We start from the raw sequence: 23,729 nt of genomic DNA on the forward strand, positions 1-23,729 counted from the left end.
ATTAATTCTCTATTTTCGCTTGTTGAATCTGTTCTGTCGTCTTACCGAAACGTCGTTCACGTCCTGAAAAAACACGAAATGCGTAATCCAATTCTTCGACCTTAAACTCTGGCCATAAAGTTTCTGTAAAGTACAATTCTGCATACGCAGCTTGCCACAATAAGAAATTTGAAAGGCGATAATCCCCCCCTGTACGAATTAATAAATCCACAGCAGGTAGATCATTTAGACTGACATATTTATCAAATAAATCAACATTTATATGATTTGTTTGAACTTTTCCAGCAAGAACATCTTGAGCAATACATTTTGCAGCATTCGCCATGTCCCACATACCACCATAGCTAATCGCAATACTTAAGGTCATGGAATCAAAGGCGGCTGTTTTTTGTTCTGCATATCGCATTAAATCACTTAAATGATCTGAGAGGCGCGATCGGTCACCAATAAAACGTAGAGCAATATTAAACTTTTCCATACGAGGAAGCTGCTCATGAATCGTATCTTCTAACAACTTCATGAGTAAATCGACTTCATATTGTGGTCGATTCCAGTTTTCACTTGAAAATGCAAAAACCGTTAATGCTTTTACGCCGACACTTTTACAATGCTCGACAATCGGATCCAAGACATTTTTGCCTTCACGATGCCCATCACCTTTTTGCATTTGCATCTTTTTGGCAAAGCGATTGTTGCCATCCATAATGATGGCAACATGCTGAGGAAGAAGTTGATCTTCTTGCAAGGTCATAAAGTTAGACCTTCATTAATTCAGCTTCTTTCGCAGCCAAGCGCTTTTCTACTTCAGCAACGAATTTATCCGTAATTTTCTGAATATCCTCTGATGCACGGCGATCATCATCTTCAGAAATTTCTTTTTCTTTCAACAATGCTTTGATATCACCTAATACATCACGACGAATGTTTCGAATTGCAACTTTTGCATTCTCAGCTTCAGTACGTGCAACTTTTTGCATATCGCGACGCGTTTCTTCAGTCAATGCAGCCATCGGTACACGAATTGCGTCTGCTGTAATAGGGTTCAATCCTAAACCAGCTTCACGAATTGCTTTATCAATTGCTGAAACCATTGAACGCTCAAATGGTTGTACTAAGAGTGTACGTGAGTCTTCAAGTCCTACGTTTGCAACTTGGTTTAATGGAACATCAGAACCATAGTAAGGAACCATCACACCATTTAAAATAGATGGATGCGCACGTCCAGTACGAACTTTTGCAAAACCTTGCTCCAAAGAGTCAAGTGTTTTATTCATACGCAATTCGCTATCTTTTTTGAGATCGTTAATCATATGATCTTCCTTACTTATTCATTAGGTATTACAAAATATTTAGACATTAGTATAAAGCGCTTTATGGCTCACGTACATTAATTCGTAACGTGAGTACCCTCTTTTTCACCCATTACAACAGAAAGTAAAGCACCCGATTTATTCATATCGAATACTTGTAATGGAACATTATGATCACGGCATAAGCAAATTGCTGTAAGATCCATTACACCCAACTTTTCATCAAGTACTTGATCGAAAGTTAAATTATCATACTTAACTGCATCATCATATTTACTTGGATCTTTATTATAAACACCATCAACTTTAGTTGCTTTTAAGATGAGGTTTGCTTCAATTTCAATACCACGTAAGCAAGCAGCTGTATCTGTGGTAAAGAATGGATTACCTGTACCCGCAACAAATACACAAACTTCACCTTGGCTTAGGTGGCGAATTGCATCACGACTTGAGTAAGATTCAACAACCGTGCCAATTGGAAGTGCAGACATTAAACGTGTTTTGATATTACGGCGCACTAATGCATCACGCATTGCCAAACCATTCATTACAGTTGCCAACATCCCCATTTGGTCACCTGTTACGCGACCTACAAGACCATCTTTTTGTAACTGACTACCACGATATAAGTTACCGCCACCAACAACGATACCAACCTGCACACCTAAACCAACCAAGTGCGCAATTGAAAGTGACATCTGATCTAATACTTGGGCATCGATACCCATATCTTTATTGCCTGCTAAAGCTTCACCAGAAAGCTTTAGCAAGATTCGTGCATAACGTGGATTTTTAGAAGCTGACATACCTTTACTCCAAACCGACTAATCTCAAAATTTCTTCAATTTAATTCAATATCAAGCTGATTTAATCTGAATCAACTTAGCAAATAAATCATATTCATCTGCATCCGTGATTTCGACTTCGAGTAAATCACCCGCTTTAATCACACTCTTATCAATATCTTCAACAAATACGTTGCCATCGATTTCTGGTGCATCTGCATATGAACGCGCAACAGCAACTGGAAATTCTTCTTCCAAGCTATCAACCAATACTGTCATCGTCTGACCAATACGCTTTTGTAGTTTTGCAGCAGAAATCGCTTGCTGAACTTCCATGAAACGCTCATAACGATCTTGCTTGATCTCCTCTGGCACATGGTCAGGAAGATCATTCGCTGTCGCACCCTCTACTGGTGAATAAGTAAAACAGCCCACGCGATCTAATTGGGCTTCTTTTAACCATTCCAATAGAGTTTGGAAATCTTCTTCAGTTTCACCAGGGAAACCCACAACAAAAGTTGAGCGAATCACCAATTCAGGGCATTTTTCACGCCACAATTTCAGACGCTCTAATGTATTTTCACTATGAGCTGGTCGCTTCATCAATTTTAAGATGCGCGGACTGGCATGCTGAAAAGGAATATCTAAATATGGCAGGATTTTTCCTTGTGCCATTAGGTCAATGACTGCATCGACATGTGGGTAAGGATAGACATAATGTAAACGCACCCAAATACCAAGCTGACCAAGTGCTTCACACATATCATAGAACTTAGTTTTTACAGGTTGACCATTCCAAAAGTCCAACTTGTATTTGGTATCGACACCATAAGCAGAAGTATCTTGAGAAATAACCAATACTTCTTTTACACCAGCGCGTTTTAATGCTGCTGCTTCATCTAACACACTACCTACAGGACGAGAAACTAAATCACCACGCATACTTGGAATAATGCAGAAAGTACAACGATGGTTACAGCCTTCTGATATTTTTAAATAAGCATAATGTTTTGGTGTTAAACGCACACCTTGTTCTGGGACTAGATCAATAAATGGGTTATGTTTTGGAGGAGCTGGTACATATTCATGTACAGCTTCCATTACATCTTGATAAGCTGCCGCCCCTGTAACTTTAAGCACATTTGGGTGCATTTGACGAATTTTATCTTCATCTTTACCTAAGCAACCTGTAACGATCACACGACCGTTCTCGCTCATGGCTTCGCCAATGGCATCTAAAGACTCTTGCACTGCAGATTCAATAAAACCACAAGTATTAACAACAACCAAATCTGCACCGTCATAATCTGATGCAACTTGATAACCTTCAGTCTTTAACTGAGTTAAAATTCGTTCAGAATCTACCAATGCCTTAGGACAACCTAAAGATACAAAACCGACTTTGGGGGTCTTCATGAATCTGCGCTCCACTTGAATCGGCGTATTGTATGACTTTTCTTTGCTGCCGCATAGCTACAAAGCCATCTCTTTGTGTAATGCACCAAAATACAACCAAAATTTTAAACAAACCCTAACAACGCACCATTTTAAAGCATGATAAAATATTGAAATAACTCAATCTATGTGAAAAATACAGCATAAATTCATTATTTATGAATTAAGTTATTGAATATTAGCCAATACAAAGTTGGCTTGCATTTTGCATTAAATACATTTCAGAAGTTAATGGCTATTCATCTACATTGATATTTATTGCGCCATTTTAAAACAGGACGATTCACAAATGGATCAACATAACACTATCGACTATCGACTGCTCGTAGATAATCTGACCACTGCCATATTATTGGTCGATAGTAAACTTAATATTTTTTATTTAAATTCGGCTTGTGAAGCATTATTTGATGTCAGCCTGTTACGCGCATCAGGTCAACCTGTATTAAATTTACTGCATGCCCATGATGATACCTTTAATACCCACGAGGCTTTATTACATACACTAGAAAGTGGACAGCATTACACACGCCGTGAAGCGGTGATTAACGTAAACTTTAAAGCCATTCATGTGGACTATACCGTTTCACAGCTCAATGCAGGAAAAAGCGACCATCCCCTGTTATTGATTGAGCTGAATCCAATTGATCGGATGTTGAAAATTTCTAAAGAAGAAAATTTAGTACAACAACATCAAGTCGCGCGCCAATTGGTCCGTGGCGTGGCACATGAAATTAAAAATCCTTTAGCGGGCATTCGTGGTGCAACACAATTACTTGCTCGCAGCTTAAATGATGAAAGCTATCGTGAGTTTACCGACATTATTATTAGTGAAGTCGATCGCCTAACCAATCTAGCAGATACCATGCTTGGTTCACGTCAATTACCAAGCTACGAGCTGGTTAATGTTCATGAACCTTTAGAGCGCGTTCGTTCACTTATTGTGAATCAAACGAAGAAAAAAATTAAGATTACCCGCGATTACGACCTATCTTTACCTGATGTGATGGCTGACCGTGATCAACTGATTCAAGTTATGCTCAATATCAGCGTAAATGCTGTGCAAGCAATGACTGAAAATAAAGATTTTTTTGTCGATTCAGAACCAGAGCTGATTTTAAGAACGCGCATTCAACGCTTAGTGACAATTAACGGTGTTCTGAATCGCTCATCGATAAGAATTGATATTGAAGACAATGGACCAGGTGTTCCAGAAAGCATATTAGAGTCTGTATTTTACCCGCTTGTTACTGGACGAGCAAAAGGTACAGGACTTGGCCTCAGTATCGCGCAAAACATTATGCATCAACACAACGGAATGATCGAATGTCAGTCCGTTCCAGGAAAAACCATATTTAGCTTATATTTACCTTGGGAGTTAGACCGTGTCACGAAATAAAATTTGGGTAATAGATGATGATCGTGCCATGCGTTGGGTACTCGAAAAAACTTTTAAAGAAGAAGGTTTTGACGTCACCAACTTTGAAGAAGCACAAACAGCGCTAGAACGTTTGCATGATGCTGCACCCGATGTCATTTTGACAGATATTCGCATGCCTGGAATTGATGGCTTAACTTTCTTGTCTAAAGTTAAAAACACGCATCCAGATCTACCTGTCATCATCATGACAGCACATTCTGATTTAGAATCTGCTGTCTCGAGTTACCAAACTGGTGCATTTGAGTATTTACCAAAACCATTTGATATCGATGAAGCTTTAGCATTAGTGAATCGTGCTATTTTGCACATCAATAAATTGCAACAACAAGAAGCAACCAAAGCCACGACGCCTTTACAATCAACCGAAATCATTGGTGAATCACCTGCAATGCAGGAAGTATTCCGTGCAATTGGACGTTTATCTCAATCCCATATCACTGTATTGATTAATGGTGAATCTGGTACAGGTAAAGAACTTGTTGCACATGCACTACATAAGCACTCACCACGTCGTGCCAAACCTTTTATTGCACTCAATATGGCTGCAATTCCAAAAGATTTAATCGAAACCGAGTTATTCGGGCATGAAAAAGGTGCTTTTACAGGTGCCAACACTCAACATCAAGGTCGCTTTGAGCAAGCCAACGGCGGTACATTATTTCTTGATGAAATTGGTGATATGCCTTTTGAAACTCAAACACGCTTACTTCGCGTCCTTGCTGATGGCGAGTTCTACCGTGTTGGGGGACACATTCCAGTTAAAGTTGATGTACGAATTGTAGCCGCAACTCACCAAGACTTAGAGAAGTTGGTGAATGAAGGTCGTTTCCGTGAGGACTTGTACCATCGCCTTAATGTCATTCGCATTCATATTCCGAAACTTGCTCATCGTAGCGAAGATATTCCTATGCTTGCGCAACATTTCTTGGCGCGTGCAGGTAAAGAATTAGGTGTTAGTCCTAAAATCTTACGTACAGAAACAACTGACTATATGCAGCAACTCCCTTGGCCAGGTAACGTTCGTCAATTAGAAAATACTTGTCGTTGGTTAACAGTAATGATTACTGGACGTGAAGTCTATCCAGAAGATCTACCTGCTGAGCTAAAACAAGTTGCTATACAAAAGTCGACAAATGACGCATCAGCTACAAGCCCAGCTTTAGTTGAAAGAATTGCTGTACATCATTGGGATGAGCTACTAGCTCAATGGGCAATTCAAAAGTTAAAAAATGGTGAAATGAAAATTTTAGATATCGCTACGCCAATGTTTGAGCGCACTTTGATTAATGCAGCCCTACAACAAACACGTGGTCGCAAACGTCATGCAGCTGAACTTTTAGGTTGGGGCCGTAACACGCTTACACGCAAACTTAAAGAGCTTGGCATGGATTCAACAGACGATGATGAAGACGATGAAGTGCGTTCAGCATAAATCATAAATAGTCCATAAAAGCGAGTAATGATCACATTACTCGCTTTTTTACATTGAGATGTTTAGATACATGATCCAATGCCATAGCCATACAATACATATGGTTTTTGCTATAATAAAATATTCCCTCAACGCTCATTGAATATAATGACTGATATTTGTTACCCAAGTTGCGAACAACCTCAAACTCGTCGTGGTCAAGAACGTCGCCTTGCCTTATTACTATGTGCAACCGATTTATTTCTTGAAAAAGGTTATGATGCGGTTTCCTTGGATGATATTGTCAATCATGCAGGTGGCTCAAAAGCTTCTATTTATAAATATTTTGGCAACAAAGAAGGTCTTTTTACTGCGATTTGTGATTATCGTCGTGAGGTGTTTTTTAAAGGTGTTTGTTTTCCATACACTTCGGAACAAAATAATTTAAGAACATACCTTGTACAAACATTACAACGCTTTTATCAACATATTATTCAACCTGAAAATATTGCCTTTATGCGTATGTTCACAGAGCAAACTCAAAAAGATATACAATTAGCTCACTATTTTTATGACCAATGTGCTTTAAATATACAGAATACGATTGCATTTGCTTTAGGTCAGGCACACGACCTCAATGAAATATACTGCTCAAACCCTCATTTCTCTGCCATGATGTATTTCGGAATTCTACGTGATGTTGAGTGGCGACTTTTAATGGGTTTAGAAGTATCAGCAAATGACGCTGAAATAACTGATTATATTAACTATTCCGTTGATTTATTCTTAAAAGCTCATCAAAAAGTCTAATTCTTTTGCATTTTTTAGGTGGTGTAGTATAGTAGTCAATTCCTTTTTTATCATCACCCATTAAATAACAATTAATTATTGTTTTTATTCAATAATTATTGTGGGAGTAACTATGGCGCTTCGGCATTTCCTGACTTTACGAGACCTTTCAACTTTAGAGTTGCAACGTATTTTAGACCGTGCTCAAGAATTGAAACGCATGCAACATGCAAATACGGTTTTTCAACCATTTGTAGGTAAAGTCTTAGGAATGATTTTTGAGAAATCGAGTACACGTACACGTATTTCTTTTGAAGCTGGCATTTGCCAATTTGGCGGTAACGCGATTTTCCTTTCTCCACGAGATACTCAATTAGGTCGTGGTGAGCCAATTGAGGATTCAGCACGTGTCATTTCAAGCATGCTTGATATCGTGATGATTCGTACTTTTGGCCATGATATTGTTGAACGTTTTGCTTCTTATTCGAAAGTTCCTGTCATTAATGGATTAACGGATGACCACCATCCATGTCAATTACTTGCTGACTTACAAACCTTTCAAGAACACCGTGGAAGCATCAAAGGTAAAACGGTTGCTTGGATTGGCGATGGCAACAATATGTGTAATTCATACATTGAAGCAGCACATATGATGGGTTTTAAACTCAAAATTGCTGCACCTGAAGGTTACGAACCAAAACCTGAGTTTTTAACTGAATTTGCCGATTGTGTAGAAGTGTTCAATAAAGCTGAGGATGCTGCGGTTAATGCTGACTTGATCGTAACTGATGTATGGGCAAGCATGGGGCAAGAAGAAGAACAAAAACTTCGTGAAAAAGCATTTGCTGATTTCCAAGTGAATGAAAAATTAATGGATCTGGCTCATCCAGATTGTTTATTTATGCATTGCTTACCCGCACACCGTGGCGAAGAAATTTCTGAACACATGCTGGATCATAAAAATGCTGTTGTTTGGGATGAAGCAGAGAATCGCTTACATGCTCAAAAGGCATTAATGGAATTCTTATTAAATGAGAATTTGAAAAAAGACTAAATAGCTAAAGAAAACAGCATCATCATGATGCTGTTTTTATTTTTGCGATCTAAATTGAACACTTAAATAAAAACACTTATAGTAGAAAATCTTTTATTAGAAGAAGTTTCTCCTCTTGGTTGAAACTTTGATAACTACAAAGCGAACATTATGACTTCACTCGAACAAGCACTGTCTGAAATTCCTAGTTTTTCTTTGGTGCACGAGCATCTATTTAGTTCTGCTCAGCCAAGCGCTGAACAATTATTGCAAATTAAAGAATATGGCTGTAGTACAGTAATCAATCTTGCGACAAGCAAATCAGAAAATCATTTAGCGAAACAAGACCAAATCTGCTTGGATTTAGGCTTAAACTACATTCATATTCCTATTGATTGGGATCTTCCTTGTGCAGAACAATGCTTATTCGTTTTAGATTTAATTGCTCATCTTGTTCAAAATGAAATTGTTTGGCTGCATTGTGCCAAAAACATGCGTGTAAGTAGTTTGATGTATTTATATCGTCAATTTTATATGGATATGGATATGCCCACAGCTCAAGCATTACTTCATGAGATTTGGGAACCGAATGAGACTTGGACTGGTTTAATTCATAGTATTACTTTACAACTGCAAGGTCGTAAAGCAACACTTGAACTTGAACAATCATTAATGGATGTAGATCATCTTGCTTGATGTGAAATTAAGACAGTTGCTGTTGCCAAAATGCCTTCTTGACGACCTGTAAATCCTAGTTGTTCCGTTGTTGTAGCTTTGATACTAATTTGAGTGATATCGACTTCAAGTACATCGGCAATACTTTGGCGCATTTCTAAATTATGTTTTGCGAGCTTTGGACGTTCACACGCAACTGTGATATCAGCATTATTTAAATGATAACCACGATCTAAAATTAATTGATATACATGTTTCAATAACATCCGGCTATCAGCCCCTTTATACTCAGGATCAGTATCTGGGAAATGTTGCCCAATATCTCCCAATGCTAATGCACCAAGTAAAGCATCACTCAATGCATGCAAGACCACATCACCATCTGAATGCGCTTTTAAACCATGCGTATGCGGAATTTTAATCCCAGCTAAAGTAACGAAATTGCCTTCTTCAAAAGCATGTACATCAATCCCTTGTCCAATACGAATTTGAGCAACCATATGATTTTCCTTTTACAATATACTGAACAAATCTTGTATTCAGGCTTTCTATTTCGCTATAGTACAGTGAGCAAATTAGGCTGAACATATAAGTGATTATGCTGTTGAACACCTTAATAAATCAATTAAAGAAATCTGGTTATATCATCACATTGAGTTGTTTTTGCTCATCATTTGTATTTGCCGCGTCAATTAACTGTACAACACAGAATGCTGAGCAAAAAAAAATTTGTTCTAAGCAGTATCAAGACCAACGAACTAAGCTGAATAATAAGTTTTTAACCGCTTATCTTGTGACTGATGCTCCAATTCAACTACTACATGACACACAAAAGCTTTGGCTTAATCAAATCCAGCAGTGCAAATCTAAAAATTGTTATCAGCAACAATTTGATATTCGTTTAGATGATTTAAACTTTTATACTTCTATGAATCAGACGCTTACACAACACTATTTAAAATTTGAACATGGTGATTTAGCCAAACAACCTGTTCACATCCAGATTCATCAACTGGATAAAGATAAGTTAAAAATCGAAGGAATTGCTTATCGTAATCCCAATAATCGTGTAGAGACTCAAACTTTATCTTTACTTGCCTACACGACTCCCGAACAAAAGAATCTTATTATTGATAATGAGAAAAAGTGCCAGTACCAATTTGACTTTAAAAAAGCCTTATTAATTATAAAAAGTGAGCAAAAAGGTTGTGAACGTTTTACAGGAATTTATCGTTTGTATGATTAATTAATAAATGCAATATAAGCCGATGTTTTCACATCGGCTTTTTAGCTTTAGCTTGGGAATTTTTGTGCAATTTCCTCGCTAATCAATACCGCTGTTGCGGCAGATAAAGTCCAGCCTAAATGCCCATGCCCAGTATTGTAAAATACTCGCGCATGTTTCCCCTGTTTCACTACAGGCAACATATTTGGCATCATCGGACGTAAGCCCGCCCATGGTACAGCGTGCTCAGTTGAAATATCAAAATTTTGGTTCACCCAGTTAATTAAAGGTTGGATTCGATCTGCGCGAATATCACGATTATAGCCATTAAACTCGGCTGTGCCTGCGACACGGAAGCGATCAGCACCTAAACGAGAAGTAACAATTTTTGCGCTTTCATCAAGCAGACTCACCCACGGTGCATTTTTTACACTTCGCTCATCTTTAAGCTGGACTGTAATTGAATATCCTTTTACAGGATAGATATTGACTGTATCCCCCAACAAATCTGCAAGCTGATAACTTCCAACACCACCGCACACTAAAATAATATCAGCTTCAATTTGAGTCAGTTGATTATTATCAGGGTGCATATTCTCTGAACTATTTTTGCAATCTACTACAACTCTATCCTGCAAACATTTAACATCAAGAACATCCAAACCAAAGCGATATTTCACACCATATTGTTTTGTTTTTTCGGCAAGACCAACAGAATACTTATGAATATCTCCTGTTGCATCCGCAGCAGTGTAATATCCACCATAATAATCACCAGTTAAATTTGGCTCAATAGATTTCATTTCTTCAGGTGTTATTGCATAACGCTCAAGTTTACCCTCGACTAAAACATCATTCACTTTTTTGGCAATATCGAAGTCTTGTTTAGTATGGTACATGTGCAAAATACCGCGCTTTTCTAAATCAAAAGCAATATCCTCTTTTTCTGCAATTTCAAATAATCGTTGTCTTGCTAACAACGCTAAACGAACTGTTTCAATTGTATTTACCTTATAGTCCTTAATGTGAGTCAAAAACTCGACTAGCCAGCGATATTTATGCACACTAAAAGACGGATTGAGCAATAAAGGCGCATCTTTCTTACTCATCCATTTAATCCCTTTCAACACTGTTGCCTTCTGATTCCAGACCTCAGCGTTACAAGCAGACAACTGCCCACCATTGGCAAATGAAGTTTCCATTGCTGGAAATAAATGACGATCAATCACTGTGACTTCATAACCCAATTTAATTAATTCATAAGCAGACGTTACACCCGTAATCCCCGCACCAATAACAACAACATGTGGCATAGCAAACTCCTTGAAATGCATAACATTTCATAATGTTTAGCCCCATCTGTCATGGTACCTGAGAGTTTTGGCAGATGATTACCAATTAATCATTAAGCCTTCCCCTTCGGTGAGTGTTAATCGTAGAAGAAACTTTTCTCTTATAATTCTTCAAATCGAACACTGCTCTCCAGATTGTATTTATATCATTACAGTCCTTCTGCCTGAGAGTTTCCGGGGTCGTTGCTCCTTCGGCGAGTTCATTGAAGAACTTCTCTCCCGCAATAATATTTATATCCCTATAAGCAATATATATGCCGACCAAAAATACCAACACTAAATTCTTGTAATTCTTTGTAGATCAAGTATCTCTTTCAGCGCTAATCAAAATAAATCAATAAAAAAGCAGACTTTAACGTCTGCTTTTGAAGATTAAAATTTGCACTGCAAAATTTGATCTGAAAACTGTCCTTTCCATAGTTCTCGTAACGTTGGTAAATAGAATTTCTCACCAATCATCACTAATTCAGCATCAATCAGTGCATGAATCTCATGCATCAACACATAATCCAATGCAATCAAGGAAAGCTGTGCTTGTTTCTGAGAAATCTGCTTACGTTTAACTTGCGCTTTTTTGACTAACTCGTTGGCAAAATTTTTATCTTTATAAGCGGTAATAGCACTTAAACGTAATTCAATGATTCCCCAACCTTCCAATAATTTCTTAAATACTTCGAAATCTTTAGAAGTTGCTTCCCAAGTCACATTCTCTAAATCATTGTCTTCTGGTAATACAGGCAACAACAAATCAGCCGTACTTGGAAAAATTTTCTTTAAATTCAATACAAATTTAACAGGATTTTCATTTGGAAGATCAGAAAACTGGATATTGGTTTTGGTATCTGTCAAATAAATATTGAGCATAATGAAGCAACAATCAGGTAAATCAAAAGCATATTGTACGCAGATCGATTTATAAAAACTACTCATAAAAAATCCCCCTAGGTTAAAGAAGGATTTTTTAAACTACCAATACGACTTACTTACTATTCGGAGAAACCATATTTTCAGGTCTAACCACTTCATCGAACTGCTCTGCTGTGACTAGACCTAATTCAATAGCAACTTGTTTTAAGGTTTTATTTTCCTTATAAGCGGTTTTGGCAACTTTGGCAGAATTTTCGTAACCAATCACAGGATTGAGTGCAGTGACTAACATTAAAGAGTTATGCAAGAAATAATCAATCTTCTCACGATTTGGCTCAATACCTACCGCACAATGATCATTAAAGCTATTACAAGCATCTCCTAATAACTGAATAGATTGCAATAAGTTATAAGCAATCACTGGCATAAATACATTCAGCTCAAAGTTACCTGATGCACCCGCCACATTGATGGTAGTGTCATTACCTAGAACCTGAGCAACAACCATGGTCATCGCTTCACTTTGTGTAGGATTGACTTTACCAGGCATGATACTTGAACCAGGTTCATTTTCTGGAATACGAATCTCACCAAAACCACAACGAGGACCACTCGCTAACCATCGAATATCATTGGCAATCTTATTTAAGCTTGCAGCCAATGTTTTTAAAGCGCCTGAAGCAAATACTGCTGCGTCTCGCCCTGCCAAAGCTTCAAACTTATTCGGTGCAGTCACAAATGGTAAACCTGTAAGTTCAGCCAATTGTTCAGCTGCTTTCACAGCATAATCAGGATGTGCATTTAATCCCGTGCCCACTGCCGTACCACCTAATGGTAACTCATATAAACCCTCAAGCGCTTGATCTAAACGTTTTAGGCCATGCTCAAGTTGTGACACATAACCACTAAATTCTTGCCCCAAAGTCAGAGGCGTTGCATCCTGTAAATGGGTACGTCCGATTTTGACAATATCGTTAAATTCTTCAGATTTGCGCTGTAAAGTTGCTTTTAACTCTGCAACCGCAGGGATCAGTAATTCATTGATTTGAATACTTGCAGCCACATGGATTGCGGTTGGGAAAGAATCATTGGTCGATTGGGCGCGATTGACATGATCATTTGGATGAACAGGTTTTTGTGCACCTAATACTTGCCCTAACTTTTGATTGGCAATATTTGCAATCACTTCATTGCAGTTCATATTACTTTGCGTACCCGAACCCGTTTGCCAAACCACCAATGGAAATTGTGAGTCCCATTGACCAGCAATCACTTCTTCAGCAGCATCAACGATATATTGACTTAAATCTTCAGGTAGTTGTTTTAACTCAGCATTGGTTATTGCAGCCGCTTTTTTCACCAAACCCATTGCTCGGATCATGGCACGCGGTAAACGTTCTTGACCGATTTTAAAGTTCTGTAAACTTCTCTGCGTTTGCGCACCCCACAAGGCTTCATTAGGAACCTCAATTTCACCCATCGTATCGTGTTCAATTCGCATTTGCATAAACAACCTCTGCTCTATTTGGTTAAAATTTTCACGGGCTGGAGCAAGTCGTTGCTTTGGCTAGTGATCAATATCCTAATCAAACCAACCAAATATGTAAATAAGAATCATTATCTTAATTACCTTTCAAAGTATTCAGATAAAAGCGCCATTCGTCTTCAATCATTTGTGATAGAGAACGTTTAGGAACCCAATTTAATATTTTTTTTGCTTTATCAATATTTGCACCCAATTGCGCTAACTCTTGGTTTTGATATACAGCAGGTTGCACTTGAATTTCGGTCTGAGTAACTCTCGCAACTTCATCAATTAAATTTTGTATAGATGTGAGTTGATGATGTGCAATATTGAATGCTTCCAAACAACTTGTTTGTGTTTTTAACCAATTTAATGCGATCAAAACTGCATCACAAGCATCCAAAACATGTAAAAAGCTTCTTTCAACCGTTCCATCTTCTGTCTCTGCTTGATTCTGCAATTCGATACAATCTCGCTGCATCGCTGCAACTTGTAAAGCTAAAGGCACAATATTTTTAGGGAGTTGAGTTACGTATTCCCCTAAAACTCCATGTTCAAAAGCACCAACAATATTGGAGAACCTGAGATTGATAATTTTCCATTCATGATCGACTTTATAGGTATCTGCAATAATATCCTCAACCATTTGCTGAGATCGAATGTATGGATTTGGGTAGCGATAATTCAACTCAGTTTCTTCAACCAGACTTGGATTAGATTGCCCATATACGGCCAAACTAGAAATATTGATTAACTCTCTAACCCCCATCCGCTGCATTGCTCTCAATAAGCTCATAATACTGCTGACATTATCGTTGTAGTATTCCAGTGGCTTTAAAACAGATTCTTCAAGCGATTTAAAACTGGCTGTATGAATAACCGTATCAATTGAATATTGTTCAAATACTTTATTTAAGGCTGGCGTATTTCTCACATCTACTTTAACAAATGGAATATACATTCCTGAGATGTATTCTAAGCGTTCCAAGGTTTGTAAAGTCGAATTGGCCAAATTATCAACAATAACAATTTCTTGCCCACGTGCTAATAAACTCAAAGCAATATGTGAACCGATAAAGCCTAAACCACCTGTCACCAAAATCATTGTATACTTACCTTCTTTTTTAATCTGTCCATCATTTTGCTTACATGACCATAGTGAATGTTCAATGAGTACACTACTGTTAATAACTTCTGCACCTACTTCAATTATGGCTTGGCATGCTTTTGGTTTAGCTCAAGCATTAGGAAATAAGTCCGAAGATTTTCGTGTCTTCTTTTACCAAGATGGTGTTCAGGTTGCGAATGATTTACAGTGGTTTCCTGATGATCAACGCAATCTAAAACAAGAATGGCAAAAGCTTGGCATTCGACTCCCTGTCTGTGTCAGTGCTGCCCTTGCTCGGGGAATCACTGATGCAAGCAATGCCCAACGTCATTCACTTCAACAACACAATTTAGCGCAAGGTTTTGAGCTAGTTGGGCTTGGAGAGCTAGCTGATGCTGTGCAAAGCTGTTCTCGTTTAATTCAATTTTAGTTTAAGTTCATTAATAGAGTGTTGCTTTTAAAAGGTAAATTGTGTGAAATCTGTACTCGTCATCCTAACGCAATCCAATTTAACTAGTTTGCAGATCAACGAAAGCGTGTCTGCAACTATGGTTTTAGCAACCTTTGGCATTTCTGTCAAAGTATTATTAAAAGATGCTGCACTGAGCTTATTGAACAATAAATTAGAGTTCGATCAATTCAAACAAGCTTTCAAAGTTGCTGCCAATATGGTGGACAGTTTTGAATTCTATGATTTAACCCCGATTTTAGTTGAAACTAAAAATCAACACTTGGCGATTGTGCAAGATAGTGATCAAGAAATCGAGTTTGTTGAGATTCAACCTGAATTTATTCAATCTTTCGATCATATTTTGTATTGGTAGAGCTCAGAAACATGGAAAATTCAACTTTATTTTTGATTCAATCCCCTTACTACAACACAGATAAAATCTGGATTGAGTTAGCTCAAATGGCACATGTGAATGATACGGTTGTAGTCATGGGGGATGGACTTTTAGTGCTAACTAAAAAGATTGTAGATCTTTATTCAAATCTTTACTGCTTAAGTAATGAGCAAAGTTTACTTAGAGATGAAATAAAATCTGAGGTCAAAGTTATAGAATACGCTGAATTCGCTGATTTAGTTCTGCAATTCAAACGATGTATTTCTTTAAAATAAATTATTTTTAGTTAATTAGGTTATTTCATGCAATTAGAGTTAGATCAAGACGGTCATTTGGTCGATTATACAATTTGGAATCCTGAAGTTGCCCAGCAACTTGCTCAATCTCTTGATCTAGAACTGACCGCTTGGCATTTCGAAATTCTCCACGCCGTACGTCAATTTTATCAACAATTTGGACATTCCCCAGCAACTCGTCCACTGATTAAATTTTTGATGAAGACGGTTAGTGCTGAAATCAATAATGCTGAATTACAGCAAAGATTTAACACAGGTTTAGTAGCACGTCATCTAAGTCGTTTAGCTGGTGTTCCCAAACCTGCCAATTGTTTATAACTGCTATAAATTATGCAAATTTTTTGGCGCATGCAACACAGGCTATCACAGCGATGGTAACAGCAAACATCGCAACACTTACTTGCTCGTGAAGCAAAACAGCTGCAATCATTAGTCCAAATATGGGTTGCAATAATTGTAATTGTCCTACTGCTGCGATACCTCCTTGTGCTAAACCTTTGTACCAAAAAAAGAAACCTATCAACATGCTAAATAGAGAAACATAAGCTAACCCCAATTTCGCAGCATTTGAAATCTGCGCGAAGTCCGCAGGCATGTAGAGATATGAAATCAACAGCATAACTGGCAAAGTTATTAACAGCGCCCAACAAATAACCTGCCATCCTCCTAAGCGCTTTGATAATTTTCCACCCTCAGCATAACCAAAGCCACACAGTAAGATTGCAAGTAACATAAAAATATCGCCATAGCCAAATCGCCATGTATCACTTTGAATGATCATGTAAGTAAAAATGATCAAAGCACCTAAAATGGCAAATAACCAAAAATTTACATTTGGCCTTTCTCCACCCCGTAATACACCAAAAATAGCAGTCGATAAAGGAAGTAAACCAACAAAAACAATCGTATGTGCAGCACTCACATATTGCAAAGCGAGCGCAGTAAATAACGGAAATCCTATCACCACACCGATTGCCACATAAGATAATGCAAGCCAATCCTTTTTAACAGGAAACTGTTGTTTTAATAGCAAAAGTAAGAATAAACCTAATAAACCAGCAATTGCAGCCCGAGCAGCAGTTAAAAAAGTAGGACTGAAATCCATGACGGCGACACGTGTTGCCGGCAAAGAACCCGCAAAAATAATCACGCCGATTAGTCCATTTAACCAACCCTGATTCGCAACTTTCATTTATTTTCTCCAAATCTATTTGGAGAATTTAATCTGTAATATGTTATATTCCCACATACGATACAGTACAATTTCAAAGAACTGTATTGGTATTTTTACCAACACAGTGCGAATAAATGATATGAAAATAACAAAAATTGATTTAGTCATACAGCACATTAATCAACAAATCAACAATCGTTCATTAATGCCTGGTTCTCGACTACCTTCCGTTCGTGCGTTAGCGAGACAATTAAACTTATCTATTTCAACCATTGTCGAAGGCTACGAACGTCTTGTGGCAAAAGGTATAATTGAAGCAAAAACAGGTTCAGGCTTCTTTGTAGCTGGGCCACTTGTACCTCTATCGATTTCTGAAATTCACCCTAAAATCGATCGAAATATTGACCCTTTGTGGATATCAAGACAAGCTTTAGAAGCAAAAGCTGATGTACTAAAGCCTGGCTGTGGCTGGCTACCCAATGAGTGGATGCCACATGAGCATATTCGTAAGGCAATCCGTAAAGTTTCTAAAACCAATTCAAATATTCTGACAGATTACTCCACCCCACTTGGGCTTCCTGCCTTACGTGAATTGTTAGCTCGTAGAATGCAAAGCAAAGGAATTGAAGGGATTGCAAATCAGATTTTATTGACTGATTCTGGTACGCAAGCGATTGATCTGATATGCCGTTATTTTTTAAAACCAAATGATGTGGTATTGGTGGATGACCCTTGCTATTTTAACTTCCATGCCCTGCTAAAAGTTCATCAAGTTCAAATCATTGGCATTCCCTATACCAAAAATGGACCTGACTTAGCCGCATTTGCAACTGCTATTCAAGACTTCAACCCAAGGCTATACATTACTAACTCTGGAATTCATAATCCAACTGGTGCTGTATTAAATGCAGCAACAGCTTATCAAGTTCTCAAACTGGTAGAACATTCAAATTTGATTGTCATTGAAGATGATATTTTTGCAGATTTAGAATTACACACTGCTTCACGACTTGCCGCACTTGATGGTTTATCACGAGTAATTCATATTGGGAGTTTTTCTAAAACCCTATCAGGTTCAGTCCGTACAGGCTATATTGCCACTAAACCAGAATGGATTGAAGATTTAACAGATATCAAGATTGCAACAAGTTTTGGCGGTAATCAATTGTCTGCTGAAATTCTGTATGCAGCATTAACGGATGGGAATTATCGTAAGTATTTAGAAGAACTAAAAATCAACTTAGCAAAAGCAATGGATTTAACCATCAAAAAATTAGAGAAACTAAATATAACACCTTGGTTTAAGCCACAAGCAGGATTATTTTTATGGTGTGAACTACCTAAACATTTAGATATTGCGTCTATTGCACAAACTTGTTTGGAAAATGGTGTGATTTTAGCGCCGGGGAATGCATTCAGCCAAAGTCAAAATTTTAAGAATTTTATCCGTTTTAATGTCGCACAATGCAGCAACTCGAAGGTTTTTGCCGTTCTATCTCATGCTATTCAACAAGAGCAAGAACGGCAGCATTGATAAAATTATGCAGTTTTTTGTTTTTGTTCAATAAAAGCAAAATATCCTGGACCAGCTGATACACGGACATCTTTTACATTCAGCGGTTCATCACATTCTGAGCAAACCACCCTTGGATTCATTTTCTTACCACAACCTTTGTGTGTAAACTCAATCGGTTTTCCAAGTCCCATATCCATCCACTTATCAGCCCACTGCACCATCGCTAAAATAAGAGGATAAAGATCCAAACCTTTATCAGTAAGTTGGTATTCAAACCGTTCTTGACGTTCTACATAAGGTACTTTGGTTAAAATACCATGCTCGACTAAACGCTTAAGACGCTCTGAAAGTACGTGGCGGGTCAATCCCAAACTACGTTGGAAGTCATCAAAACGACGTATTCCCATGAAAGCGTTACGTAAAATTAGCATTGTCCAACGATCACCGAGTACAGAAAGCGTTCTCGCAACTGAACATGGCTGATCGCCAATTTCTTCCCATTTCATTATTATCACCTGATCATTTTTTAGAACTTTAAAGACATCTCATCGATGCCTTGAACCGTCATATTTAGAAACTAAACACTATAAAATATACACTAAACTACCTGATCAATCAGATGCAATATTGGCACTCAGTTAAATATCAAAAAAACAGATCATTTCATCTAAATTCATTCGATAACTTAGCGATTAATAAAAACACCTGAAAGTTCTTGTCCAGCATCTAACTGAATATTTGCAGGAATACGCACTAAACAATTGGCATGCATTAAATTACTCAACATATGTGATTGTTGTTTCGCAAGGCTTTGTAACTTGAGCTGTCCCTGATCAAAATAAGCATGCATTCTTAAAAATCGCTCACGTGCATCAGATTTCAGTCCATGGGTGAGTACTCCACTAAACCATTGCATAGGCTCACGTTGATTTTGCAAAGTATCTAATAAAGCGCTGCCATAAATCTGCATACACACATAAACCGCCGCTGGATTACCCGGTAAACCTAATAAATAGCAATGATGGTCAGGATTTTCATATTTTGCAAAAAATAATGGCTTACCCGGTTTTTGTTTGACTTTCCAAAATATCTGTTCAAATCCAGCCTCAAAAGCACATGGACGAACGAAGTCATAATCACCCACTGAAACGCCGCCAGTCGTAATAATCACATCGTATGTATGCTTTAATCGCTCAAAGCATGCCGTGACCTGTTCAGCTTCATCTGCAATATGTAGGATTTCAACATCTATGCCATAATCTTTGAACCAAGCTTTCAGTAACGGCCCATTGGCATCAAAAACTTTACCAGCGTGTAAATCTTCAGGGTGCTCAGCAACCTCATCACCTGTAATAACCACAGCAATCTTAGGCTGTTGAAATACCTCGACAGTTTGCACACCTGCCATACTTAAAGCAGCAAGTGCACCGATATTGATATTCTGACCAACGTCCGCAAGCTGTTGACCTTGTTGTACTTCTTCGCCTGTAAATCGAATATCAGCATGTGGCTTGATCTGTTCAAGCAATCGAATTTTGTCAGACTCAACCTGAATGATCTCTTGTCGAGCAACATGTGTGGTGCCTTCAGGAATTTTGCCACCTGTAAAAATACGAATGGCTTGCCCATCAAGCAATTGATATTCGAGTTGACTACCCGCTTTAATCTCACCAATTACATCAAAACAAACATCTTGAAGCTGTGTAAGTGAACTATTAATCGCATAACCATCTACCGCACTTTGAGAAAAGCTAGGTAGATTGACCTCGGAATAGATTGCTTTAGCGAGATAACGATTCAAACCTTGGGCTAAAGCCAAGACCTCAGTCGTCAATGTTTTGGGCTGGGTTCGAATGAGTTCAAGTGCCTCATCGATACTGATTAAACCCTTTTCAGCACCACATCCTGACATTATTCATATCCCCCCGGATGTGGTAAATCTCGGCAAACATCAAAAATATGAACCAGAGCTGGCAGAATAGCTGCCATTGATTCACTCGCACCACCACGGCTACCCGGCAGCGTTACCACTAAGGAACGATCAATAAAACCTGCTACACCACGAGACATCGCAGCATACGGTGTGCGTTTTTGACCAAAAGCACGTGCTGCTTCCATTAAACCATCGAGTTTTCGTTCTAGAAGTGGCTCAAGCGTATCTACTGTAATATCTCGTTTACCAATACCTGTACCACCAACAGTCATGATACATGCATAAGACTTTGTCAATTCTAGTACCAATTCTTTCAATTGATCTGATTCATCTGGCAAAATTTGATAATGAATTGGATCAAAACCTGCTTCAGTTAAGGTCTCAACCACTGATTTCCCTGCGGTATCAGGTTTACGTCCTGCTGCAACGGTATCCGAGAGTACAATCACTGCCGCTGAAACAGGCTGACGAAGAGTCCTTTTAAAATGGGACTTACCCCCTTTTTTCTTAAGCAATTTACATTGGTCTAAACATAATTCATCAGGTTCACAATGCGGCTTCAACATGTCATAAATGGTTAACCCTGCCAAACTCGCAGCAGTCAAGGCTTCCATCTCAACCCCTGTAGGCCCAATGGTTTCAACAGTCGTCAGAATCACAACATGATCATGTTGTAAATCATATTCAACATCAGCACGATAAATCGGTAAAGGATGACAAAGTGGAATCAGTTCATCTGTGCGTTTTGCTGCCAAAATACCTGCAATACGTGCCGTTTTTAAGGCATCACCTTTTTCGGTATTTCCATCACGCAATAGCTGAATACAATGTGGTGGTGCGTACAAAATCGCTTGTGCTTCTGCAACACGATAACTTTCGGGTTTCATCCCAACATTTTTCATTTTAACTTCCTAAGACTTTATTCGTGTGTATGCTCATGTGCACAATTTTCATGTTCGTTGTGATGGTGATGCTCATGTTTATGGACATGAATTTCAGTTTCGGCATCTTTACGAATACAGCAACCTTCTACATATTGACTGGTACCATCCATAAAGAACTCTTCTTTCCAAATTGGTACTTCATGTTTTACACGCTCAACGGCTTCTTCACAGGCTTGAAAAGCTTCACGGCGGTGGGCAGCATACGCAATTGCAATAATCGCCGTTTCACTGACATCTAAATATCCAATTCGATGCATCACACGCACATAAGAGACTTGATACTTATCTTTAATTTCCTGTTCGATTTCACGAATCATTTTTTCAGCAACAGGCGTATACGAGGTGTATTTTAAAGCCTTCACCGCTTTGCCTTCATGATGATTGCGGACTGTACCAATAAAAATATCAATACCACCGCATTCAGGAAAAGATTGTATCGGATCAAAACAATCTAGGCTTAAAGCCTGATCTTGAACTCTCGCAAATTCACGCATACTTATCCTCCAGCGACAGGTGATAACAATACCAAAGTACATGAAGTATTTAATGCTGTTTGACGTAGCACAATATCTTCACCTATCGCACACGCACATTTATCCATCGCTTTTGTTGCTTCTGGGTAAAGCATCACAATGTGACTTAGTACTTCTTCAACCGTTTGATTTTCTGCAAACTCAAATGCAAGCTCTTTTGGCAATAACCGTTCAATAGCACCAAAAGCTTCTATTTTTATGTCAATAGTTTGCATATTCTCTCCAGACCACTTTTTTCCAAACTAACCACCCAACATATGCATACTAATTTTGCGTACTTGTTGGTGTTTTATCGCATGATAACCTTTCGCTTTGTGCCAAATATAAGGTTTAATTTGCTGATCAAGCTCTTCATAATTGATCTCTTGAGCTAGTTGTTTCTGTTTAATCACAGCTTGTAAATACGGCTTTATATTCAGCCCCTGTTGTGCAAATAAACAATTATATAATTCACCTTGTGCTGTTAATCGAATTCGATCACAATCACTGCAAAATGAATGAGTTATCGTAGAAATAATACCAATACAATATTGCCCGTCTAACTGATACTGACGTGCGGGCTCATGCTGCTGTTGCAAAACTTGAATCTGATAAAAAGGCTGAAGTTTCTCTAAAATTTCAGCTTCACTCACAACTGTCTGATCTGTCCAATGCTGATCGCCATCTAGAGGCATAAATTCAATAAAACGTAATGGAATGTTATGTTGCTTCGCCCACTTTACCATTGGCAGAATCTGATCATCATTTTGACCTTTCATCAACACACAATTGATTTTGAAAGCAAGCCCAGCTTTTTTTGCCGCCTCTATCCCATTTAATACGGGAGTGAGTTCTTTTTTAGTCAGTTGCTTGAATTGATCTGGGTCTAAACTATCTAGGCTGATATTAAGATCATCTAATCCAGCTTGTTTTAGGGACTCCGCATATTTAGCCAAATAATGTGCATTGGTAGTGATCGAGATTCGTTTTAAGCCCAAAACTCGTAAGTTCTGCAAGTCACGAATAAAATGAACAACACCCTGACGCATTAAAGGTTCGCCCCCAGTAATACGAATATTTTCAATCCCTTGCCTCACCATATATTGGCAAAATACCAGCAACGCTTCAAAACTGAGTAAATCTTGTTTTTTCATCCATTCTGGATGTTCAGGCATACAATAGGTGCATTTGAAATTGCAACGATCTGTCACGGAAATCCGTAACTTACGTTTAATACGACCATACTGATCTTGCAAGATCGGAATGTTCGTAGATATATCATGCTTCATCATTTGCACTCATATTGTGAAACTTCTTACTACTTTCAGCACAAGTTCTGTGCATCTTTGCTATCGAGTTTACAGCGAATTAATTTTAATACAGCAATATTTATTCCAATATGAAATCTATTTACTTGCAATACTTATTATTCACTCAAATAGGCAATCATCTTAATTTGTAAACAACAATTAAAATAAGGTAAACCTTTCTAATAAAAAACATTGCACCAATTTTTCCCATTTTCCGCTAAAA

Annotated in this window: 27 protein-coding genes and 1 riboswitch; of the genes, 11 read left to right on the top strand and 16 right to left on the bottom strand. The window is 38.1% G+C overall.

Features of this window, described 5'->3' with window-relative positions:
• Position 1 precedes the first annotated feature (1 nt).
• The 4 genes from uppS to rimO all read right to left on the bottom strand — a co-directional run bounded on the left by uppS (position 2) and on the right by rimO (position 3,511).
• The gene (uppS, locus tag O1449_RS07945) at positions 2-751 is read right to left on the bottom strand and encodes a polyprenyl diphosphate synthase (RefSeq protein WP_269230317.1); all 750 of its coding nucleotides are present in this window, start codon (positions 749-751) and stop codon (positions 2-4) included.
• Between the two features lie 4 nt (positions 752-755).
• Positions 756-1,310 (bottom strand): ribosome recycling factor, encoded by a 555-nt coding sequence (gene frr, locus O1449_RS07950; RefSeq protein ID WP_004662028.1) that lies wholly within the window; start codon positions 1,308-1,310, stop codon positions 756-758.
• 77 nt (positions 1,311-1,387) lie between these two features.
• Entirely contained in the window at positions 1,388-2,116 is a 729-nt protein-coding gene (pyrH, locus tag O1449_RS07955; protein ID WP_004662027.1) for a UMP kinase, read from the bottom strand.
• 51 nt (positions 2,117-2,167) lie between these two features.
• Positions 2,168-3,511, bottom strand: a complete 1,344-nt coding sequence (gene rimO / locus O1449_RS07960) for a 30S ribosomal protein S12 methylthiotransferase RimO (protein WP_269230316.1) — start codon at positions 3,509-3,511, stop codon at positions 2,168-2,170.
• A 328-nt stretch (positions 3,512-3,839) separates the two neighbouring features.
• Between rimO and glnL the strand changes: the two genes are divergently transcribed.
• The 5 genes from glnL to O1449_RS07985 all read left to right on the top strand — a co-directional run bounded on the left by glnL (position 3,840) and on the right by O1449_RS07985 (position 8,920).
• Positions 3,840-4,949, top strand: a complete 1,110-nt coding sequence (gene glnL / locus O1449_RS07965; RefSeq protein WP_269237976.1) for a nitrogen regulation protein NR(II) — start codon at positions 3,840-3,842, stop codon at positions 4,947-4,949.
• Positions 4,936-6,423: a nitrogen regulation protein NR(I) gene (gene glnG / locus O1449_RS07970; RefSeq protein ID WP_005216038.1), complete on the top strand. Its 1,488-nt coding sequence runs from the start codon at positions 4,936-4,938 to the stop codon at positions 6,421-6,423. Before glnL ends, glnG begins: the two co-directional genes overlap by 14 nt.
• Positions 6,424-6,570: 147 nt before the next feature.
• Positions 6,571-7,212: a TetR/AcrR family transcriptional regulator gene (locus tag O1449_RS07975; protein WP_004662020.1), complete on the top strand. Its 642-nt coding sequence runs from the start codon at positions 6,571-6,573 to the stop codon at positions 7,210-7,212.
• A 112-nt stretch (positions 7,213-7,324) separates the two neighbouring features.
• Positions 7,325-8,245, top strand: coding sequence for an ornithine carbamoyltransferase (argF, locus tag O1449_RS07980; RefSeq protein WP_004662017.1), 921 nt, complete (start codon positions 7,325-7,327; stop codon positions 8,243-8,245).
• A gap of 150 nt (positions 8,246-8,395) precedes the next feature.
• Positions 8,396-8,920, top strand: a complete 525-nt coding sequence (locus O1449_RS07985) for a protein tyrosine phosphatase family protein (protein WP_004662015.1) — start codon at positions 8,396-8,398, stop codon at positions 8,918-8,920.
• Here O1449_RS07985 and ispF read toward each other — a convergent pair.
• Positions 8,908-9,399, bottom strand: coding sequence for a 2-C-methyl-D-erythritol 2,4-cyclodiphosphate synthase (gene ispF / locus O1449_RS07990; protein WP_269237977.1), 492 nt, complete (start codon positions 9,397-9,399; stop codon positions 8,908-8,910). The two genes, O1449_RS07985 and ispF, sit on opposite strands and share 13 nt — an antisense overlap.
• Positions 9,400-9,497: 98 nt before the next feature.
• Here ispF and O1449_RS07995 point away from each other — a divergent pair, with 98 nt between their 5' ends.
• Entirely contained in the window at positions 9,498-10,145 is a 648-nt protein-coding gene (locus O1449_RS07995; protein WP_269237978.1) for an A1S_1983 family putative colistin resistance protein, read from the top strand.
• Between the two features lie 47 nt (positions 10,146-10,192).
• Here the strand turns inward: O1449_RS07995 and O1449_RS08000 are convergent, their stop codons facing one another.
• The 4 genes from O1449_RS08000 to galE all read right to left on the bottom strand — a co-directional run bounded on the left by O1449_RS08000 (position 10,193) and on the right by galE (position 14,973).
• Entirely contained in the window at positions 10,193-11,437 is a 1,245-nt protein-coding gene (locus O1449_RS08000) for a D-amino acid dehydrogenase (protein WP_269237979.1), read from the bottom strand.
• A 181-nt stretch (positions 11,438-11,618) separates the two neighbouring features.
• A riboswitch (glycine riboswitch) is annotated at positions 11,619-11,708 on the bottom strand.
• A gap of 140 nt (positions 11,709-11,848) precedes the next feature.
• The gene (locus O1449_RS08005; protein ID WP_269230438.1) at positions 11,849-12,340 is read right to left on the bottom strand and encodes a hypothetical protein; all 492 of its coding nucleotides are present in this window, start codon (positions 12,338-12,340) and stop codon (positions 11,849-11,851) included.
• A 115-nt stretch (positions 12,341-12,455) separates the two neighbouring features.
• Positions 12,456-13,850, bottom strand: a complete 1,395-nt coding sequence (gene fumC, locus O1449_RS08010; protein ID WP_269237980.1) for a class II fumarate hydratase — start codon at positions 13,848-13,850, stop codon at positions 12,456-12,458.
• Positions 13,851-13,965: 115 nt separating this feature from the next.
• Complete coding sequence (gene galE / locus O1449_RS08015; RefSeq protein ID WP_269237981.1) at positions 13,966-14,973, bottom strand: UDP-glucose 4-epimerase GalE; 1,008 nt, start codon at positions 14,971-14,973, stop codon at positions 13,966-13,968.
• 64 nt (positions 14,974-15,037) lie between these two features.
• Between galE and tusD the strand changes: the two genes are divergently transcribed.
• The 4 genes from tusD to O1449_RS08035 are packed head-to-tail and all read left to right on the top strand — an operon-like array spanning position 15,038 to position 16,435.
• Entirely contained in the window at positions 15,038-15,406 is a 369-nt protein-coding gene (gene tusD / locus O1449_RS08020) for a sulfurtransferase complex subunit TusD (protein WP_005160335.1), read from the top strand.
• A 43-nt stretch (positions 15,407-15,449) separates the two neighbouring features.
• The gene (locus O1449_RS08025; RefSeq protein WP_241339273.1) at positions 15,450-15,800 is read left to right on the top strand and encodes a hypothetical protein; all 351 of its coding nucleotides are present in this window, start codon (positions 15,450-15,452) and stop codon (positions 15,798-15,800) included.
• 11 nt (positions 15,801-15,811) lie between these two features.
• Complete coding sequence (locus O1449_RS08030; RefSeq protein ID WP_269237982.1) at positions 15,812-16,096, top strand: hypothetical protein; 285 nt, start codon at positions 15,812-15,814, stop codon at positions 16,094-16,096.
• Between the two features lie 27 nt (positions 16,097-16,123).
• A complete protein-coding gene (locus O1449_RS08035; protein ID WP_269230307.1) occupies positions 16,124-16,435 on the top strand; it encodes a TusE/DsrC/DsvC family sulfur relay protein in 312 nt (103 codons plus the stop codon).
• A gap of 10 nt (positions 16,436-16,445) precedes the next feature.
• On the opposite strand, the gene O1449_RS08040 is transcribed toward O1449_RS08035, so the two are convergent.
• The gene (locus tag O1449_RS08040; RefSeq protein WP_269237983.1) at positions 16,446-17,309 is read right to left on the bottom strand and encodes a DMT family transporter; all 864 of its coding nucleotides are present in this window, start codon (positions 17,307-17,309) and stop codon (positions 16,446-16,448) included.
• A 121-nt stretch (positions 17,310-17,430) separates the two neighbouring features.
• On the opposite strand from O1449_RS08040, the gene O1449_RS08045 reads away from it, so the two are divergent.
• Positions 17,431-18,825 carry an aminotransferase-like domain-containing protein gene (locus tag O1449_RS08045; RefSeq protein ID WP_269237984.1) on the top strand — a complete coding sequence of 465 codons (1,395 nt, stop codon included), beginning with the start codon at positions 17,431-17,433 and terminating at the stop codon, positions 18,823-18,825.
• Positions 18,826-18,830: 5 nt separating this feature from the next.
• On the opposite strand, the gene O1449_RS08050 is transcribed toward O1449_RS08045, so the two are convergent.
• The 6 genes from O1449_RS08050 to moaA all read right to left on the bottom strand — a co-directional run bounded on the left by O1449_RS08050 (position 18,831) and on the right by moaA (position 23,488).
• Entirely contained in the window at positions 18,831-19,313 is a 483-nt protein-coding gene (locus O1449_RS08050; protein WP_004661997.1) for a winged helix-turn-helix transcriptional regulator, read from the bottom strand.
• Between the two features lie 179 nt (positions 19,314-19,492).
• Complete coding sequence (locus tag O1449_RS08055) at positions 19,493-20,719, bottom strand: molybdopterin molybdotransferase MoeA (RefSeq protein WP_269237985.1); 1,227 nt, start codon at positions 20,717-20,719, stop codon at positions 19,493-19,495.
• The gene (gene moaCB, locus O1449_RS08060; protein ID WP_269237986.1) at positions 20,719-21,642 is read right to left on the bottom strand and encodes a bifunctional molybdenum cofactor biosynthesis protein MoaC/MoaB; all 924 of its coding nucleotides are present in this window, start codon (positions 21,640-21,642) and stop codon (positions 20,719-20,721) included. Before moaCB ends, O1449_RS08055 begins: the two co-directional genes overlap by 1 nt.
• 17 nt (positions 21,643-21,659) lie before the next feature.
• Entirely contained in the window at positions 21,660-22,178 is a 519-nt protein-coding gene (locus O1449_RS08065; RefSeq protein ID WP_269237987.1) for a molybdenum cofactor biosynthesis protein MoaE, read from the bottom strand.
• Between the two features lie 2 nt (positions 22,179-22,180).
• On the bottom strand, positions 22,181-22,432 hold the full coding sequence (locus O1449_RS08070) for a MoaD/ThiS family protein (protein WP_087536153.1): 252 nt from the start codon (positions 22,430-22,432) through the stop codon (positions 22,181-22,183).
• A gap of 27 nt (positions 22,433-22,459) precedes the next feature.
• A complete protein-coding gene (moaA, locus tag O1449_RS08075) occupies positions 22,460-23,488 on the bottom strand; it encodes a GTP 3',8-cyclase MoaA (protein ID WP_269237988.1) in 1,029 nt (342 codons plus the stop codon).
• Positions 23,489-23,729: the final 241 nt, after the last annotated feature.

Origin of the sequence: Acinetobacter sp. TR3 (assembly GCF_027105055.1) — a bacterium.
GTDB lineage: Bacteria > Pseudomonadota > Gammaproteobacteria > Pseudomonadales > Moraxellaceae > Acinetobacter.

Excerpts from the sequence above, each read along its gene's own strand:
- uppS (WP_269230317.1), bottom strand. The coding sequence starts at position 751 with ATGACCTTGCAAGAAGATCAACTTCTTCCTCAGCATGTTGCCATCATT.
- frr (WP_004662028.1), bottom strand. The coding sequence starts at position 1,310 with ATGATTAACGATCTCAAAAAAGATAGCGAATTGCGTATGAATAAAACA.
- pyrH (WP_004662027.1), bottom strand. The coding sequence starts at position 2,116 with ATGTCAGCTTCTAAAAATCCACGTTATGCACGAATCTTGCTAAAGCTT.
- rimO (WP_269230316.1), bottom strand. The coding sequence starts at position 3,511 with ATGAAGACCCCCAAAGTCGGTTTTGTATCTTTAGGTTGTCCTAAGGCA.
- glnL (WP_269237976.1), top strand. The coding sequence starts at position 3,840 with ATGGATCAACATAACACTATCGACTATCGACTGCTCGTAGATAATCTG.
- O1449_RS07975 (WP_004662020.1), top strand. The coding sequence starts at position 6,571 with ATGACTGATATTTGTTACCCAAGTTGCGAACAACCTCAAACTCGTCGT.
- argF (WP_004662017.1), top strand. The coding sequence starts at position 7,325 with ATGGCGCTTCGGCATTTCCTGACTTTACGAGACCTTTCAACTTTAGAG.
- O1449_RS07985 (WP_004662015.1), top strand. The coding sequence starts at position 8,396 with ATGACTTCACTCGAACAAGCACTGTCTGAAATTCCTAGTTTTTCTTTG.
- ispF (WP_269237977.1), bottom strand. The coding sequence starts at position 9,399 with ATGGTTGCTCAAATTCGTATTGGACAAGGGATTGATGTACATGCTTTT.
- O1449_RS07995 (WP_269237978.1), top strand. The coding sequence starts at position 9,498 with ATGCTGTTGAACACCTTAATAAATCAATTAAAGAAATCTGGTTATATC.
- O1449_RS08000 (WP_269237979.1), bottom strand. The coding sequence starts at position 11,437 with ATGCCACATGTTGTTGTTATTGGTGCGGGGATTACGGGTGTAACGTCT.
- O1449_RS08005 (WP_269230438.1), bottom strand. The coding sequence starts at position 12,340 with ATGCTCAATATTTATTTGACAGATACCAAAACCAATATCCAGTTTTCT.
- fumC (WP_269237980.1), bottom strand. The coding sequence starts at position 13,850 with ATGCAAATGCGAATTGAACACGATACGATGGGTGAAATTGAGGTTCCT.
- galE (WP_269237981.1), bottom strand. The coding sequence starts at position 14,973 with ATGATTTTGGTGACAGGTGGTTTAGGCTTTATCGGTTCACATATTGCT.
- tusD (WP_005160335.1), top strand. The coding sequence starts at position 15,038 with ATGAGTACACTACTGTTAATAACTTCTGCACCTACTTCAATTATGGCT.
- O1449_RS08030 (WP_269237982.1), top strand. The coding sequence starts at position 15,812 with ATGGAAAATTCAACTTTATTTTTGATTCAATCCCCTTACTACAACACA.
- O1449_RS08035 (WP_269230307.1), top strand. The coding sequence starts at position 16,124 with ATGCAATTAGAGTTAGATCAAGACGGTCATTTGGTCGATTATACAATT.
- O1449_RS08040 (WP_269237983.1), bottom strand. The coding sequence starts at position 17,309 with ATGAAAGTTGCGAATCAGGGTTGGTTAAATGGACTAATCGGCGTGATT.
- O1449_RS08045 (WP_269237984.1), top strand. The coding sequence starts at position 17,431 with ATGAAAATAACAAAAATTGATTTAGTCATACAGCACATTAATCAACAA.
- O1449_RS08050 (WP_004661997.1), bottom strand. The coding sequence starts at position 19,313 with ATGAAATGGGAAGAAATTGGCGATCAGCCATGTTCAGTTGCGAGAACG.
- O1449_RS08055 (WP_269237985.1), bottom strand. The coding sequence starts at position 20,719 with ATGTCAGGATGTGGTGCTGAAAAGGGTTTAATCAGTATCGATGAGGCA.
- moaCB (WP_269237986.1), bottom strand. The coding sequence starts at position 21,642 with ATGAAAAATGTTGGGATGAAACCCGAAAGTTATCGTGTTGCAGAAGCA.
- O1449_RS08065 (WP_269237987.1), bottom strand. The coding sequence starts at position 22,178 with ATGCGTGAATTTGCGAGAGTTCAAGATCAGGCTTTAAGCCTAGATTGT.
- O1449_RS08070 (WP_087536153.1), bottom strand. The coding sequence starts at position 22,432 with ATGCAAACTATTGACATAAAAATAGAAGCTTTTGGTGCTATTGAACGG.
- moaA (WP_269237988.1), bottom strand. The coding sequence starts at position 23,488 with ATGATGAAGCATGATATATCTACGAACATTCCGATCTTGCAAGATCAG.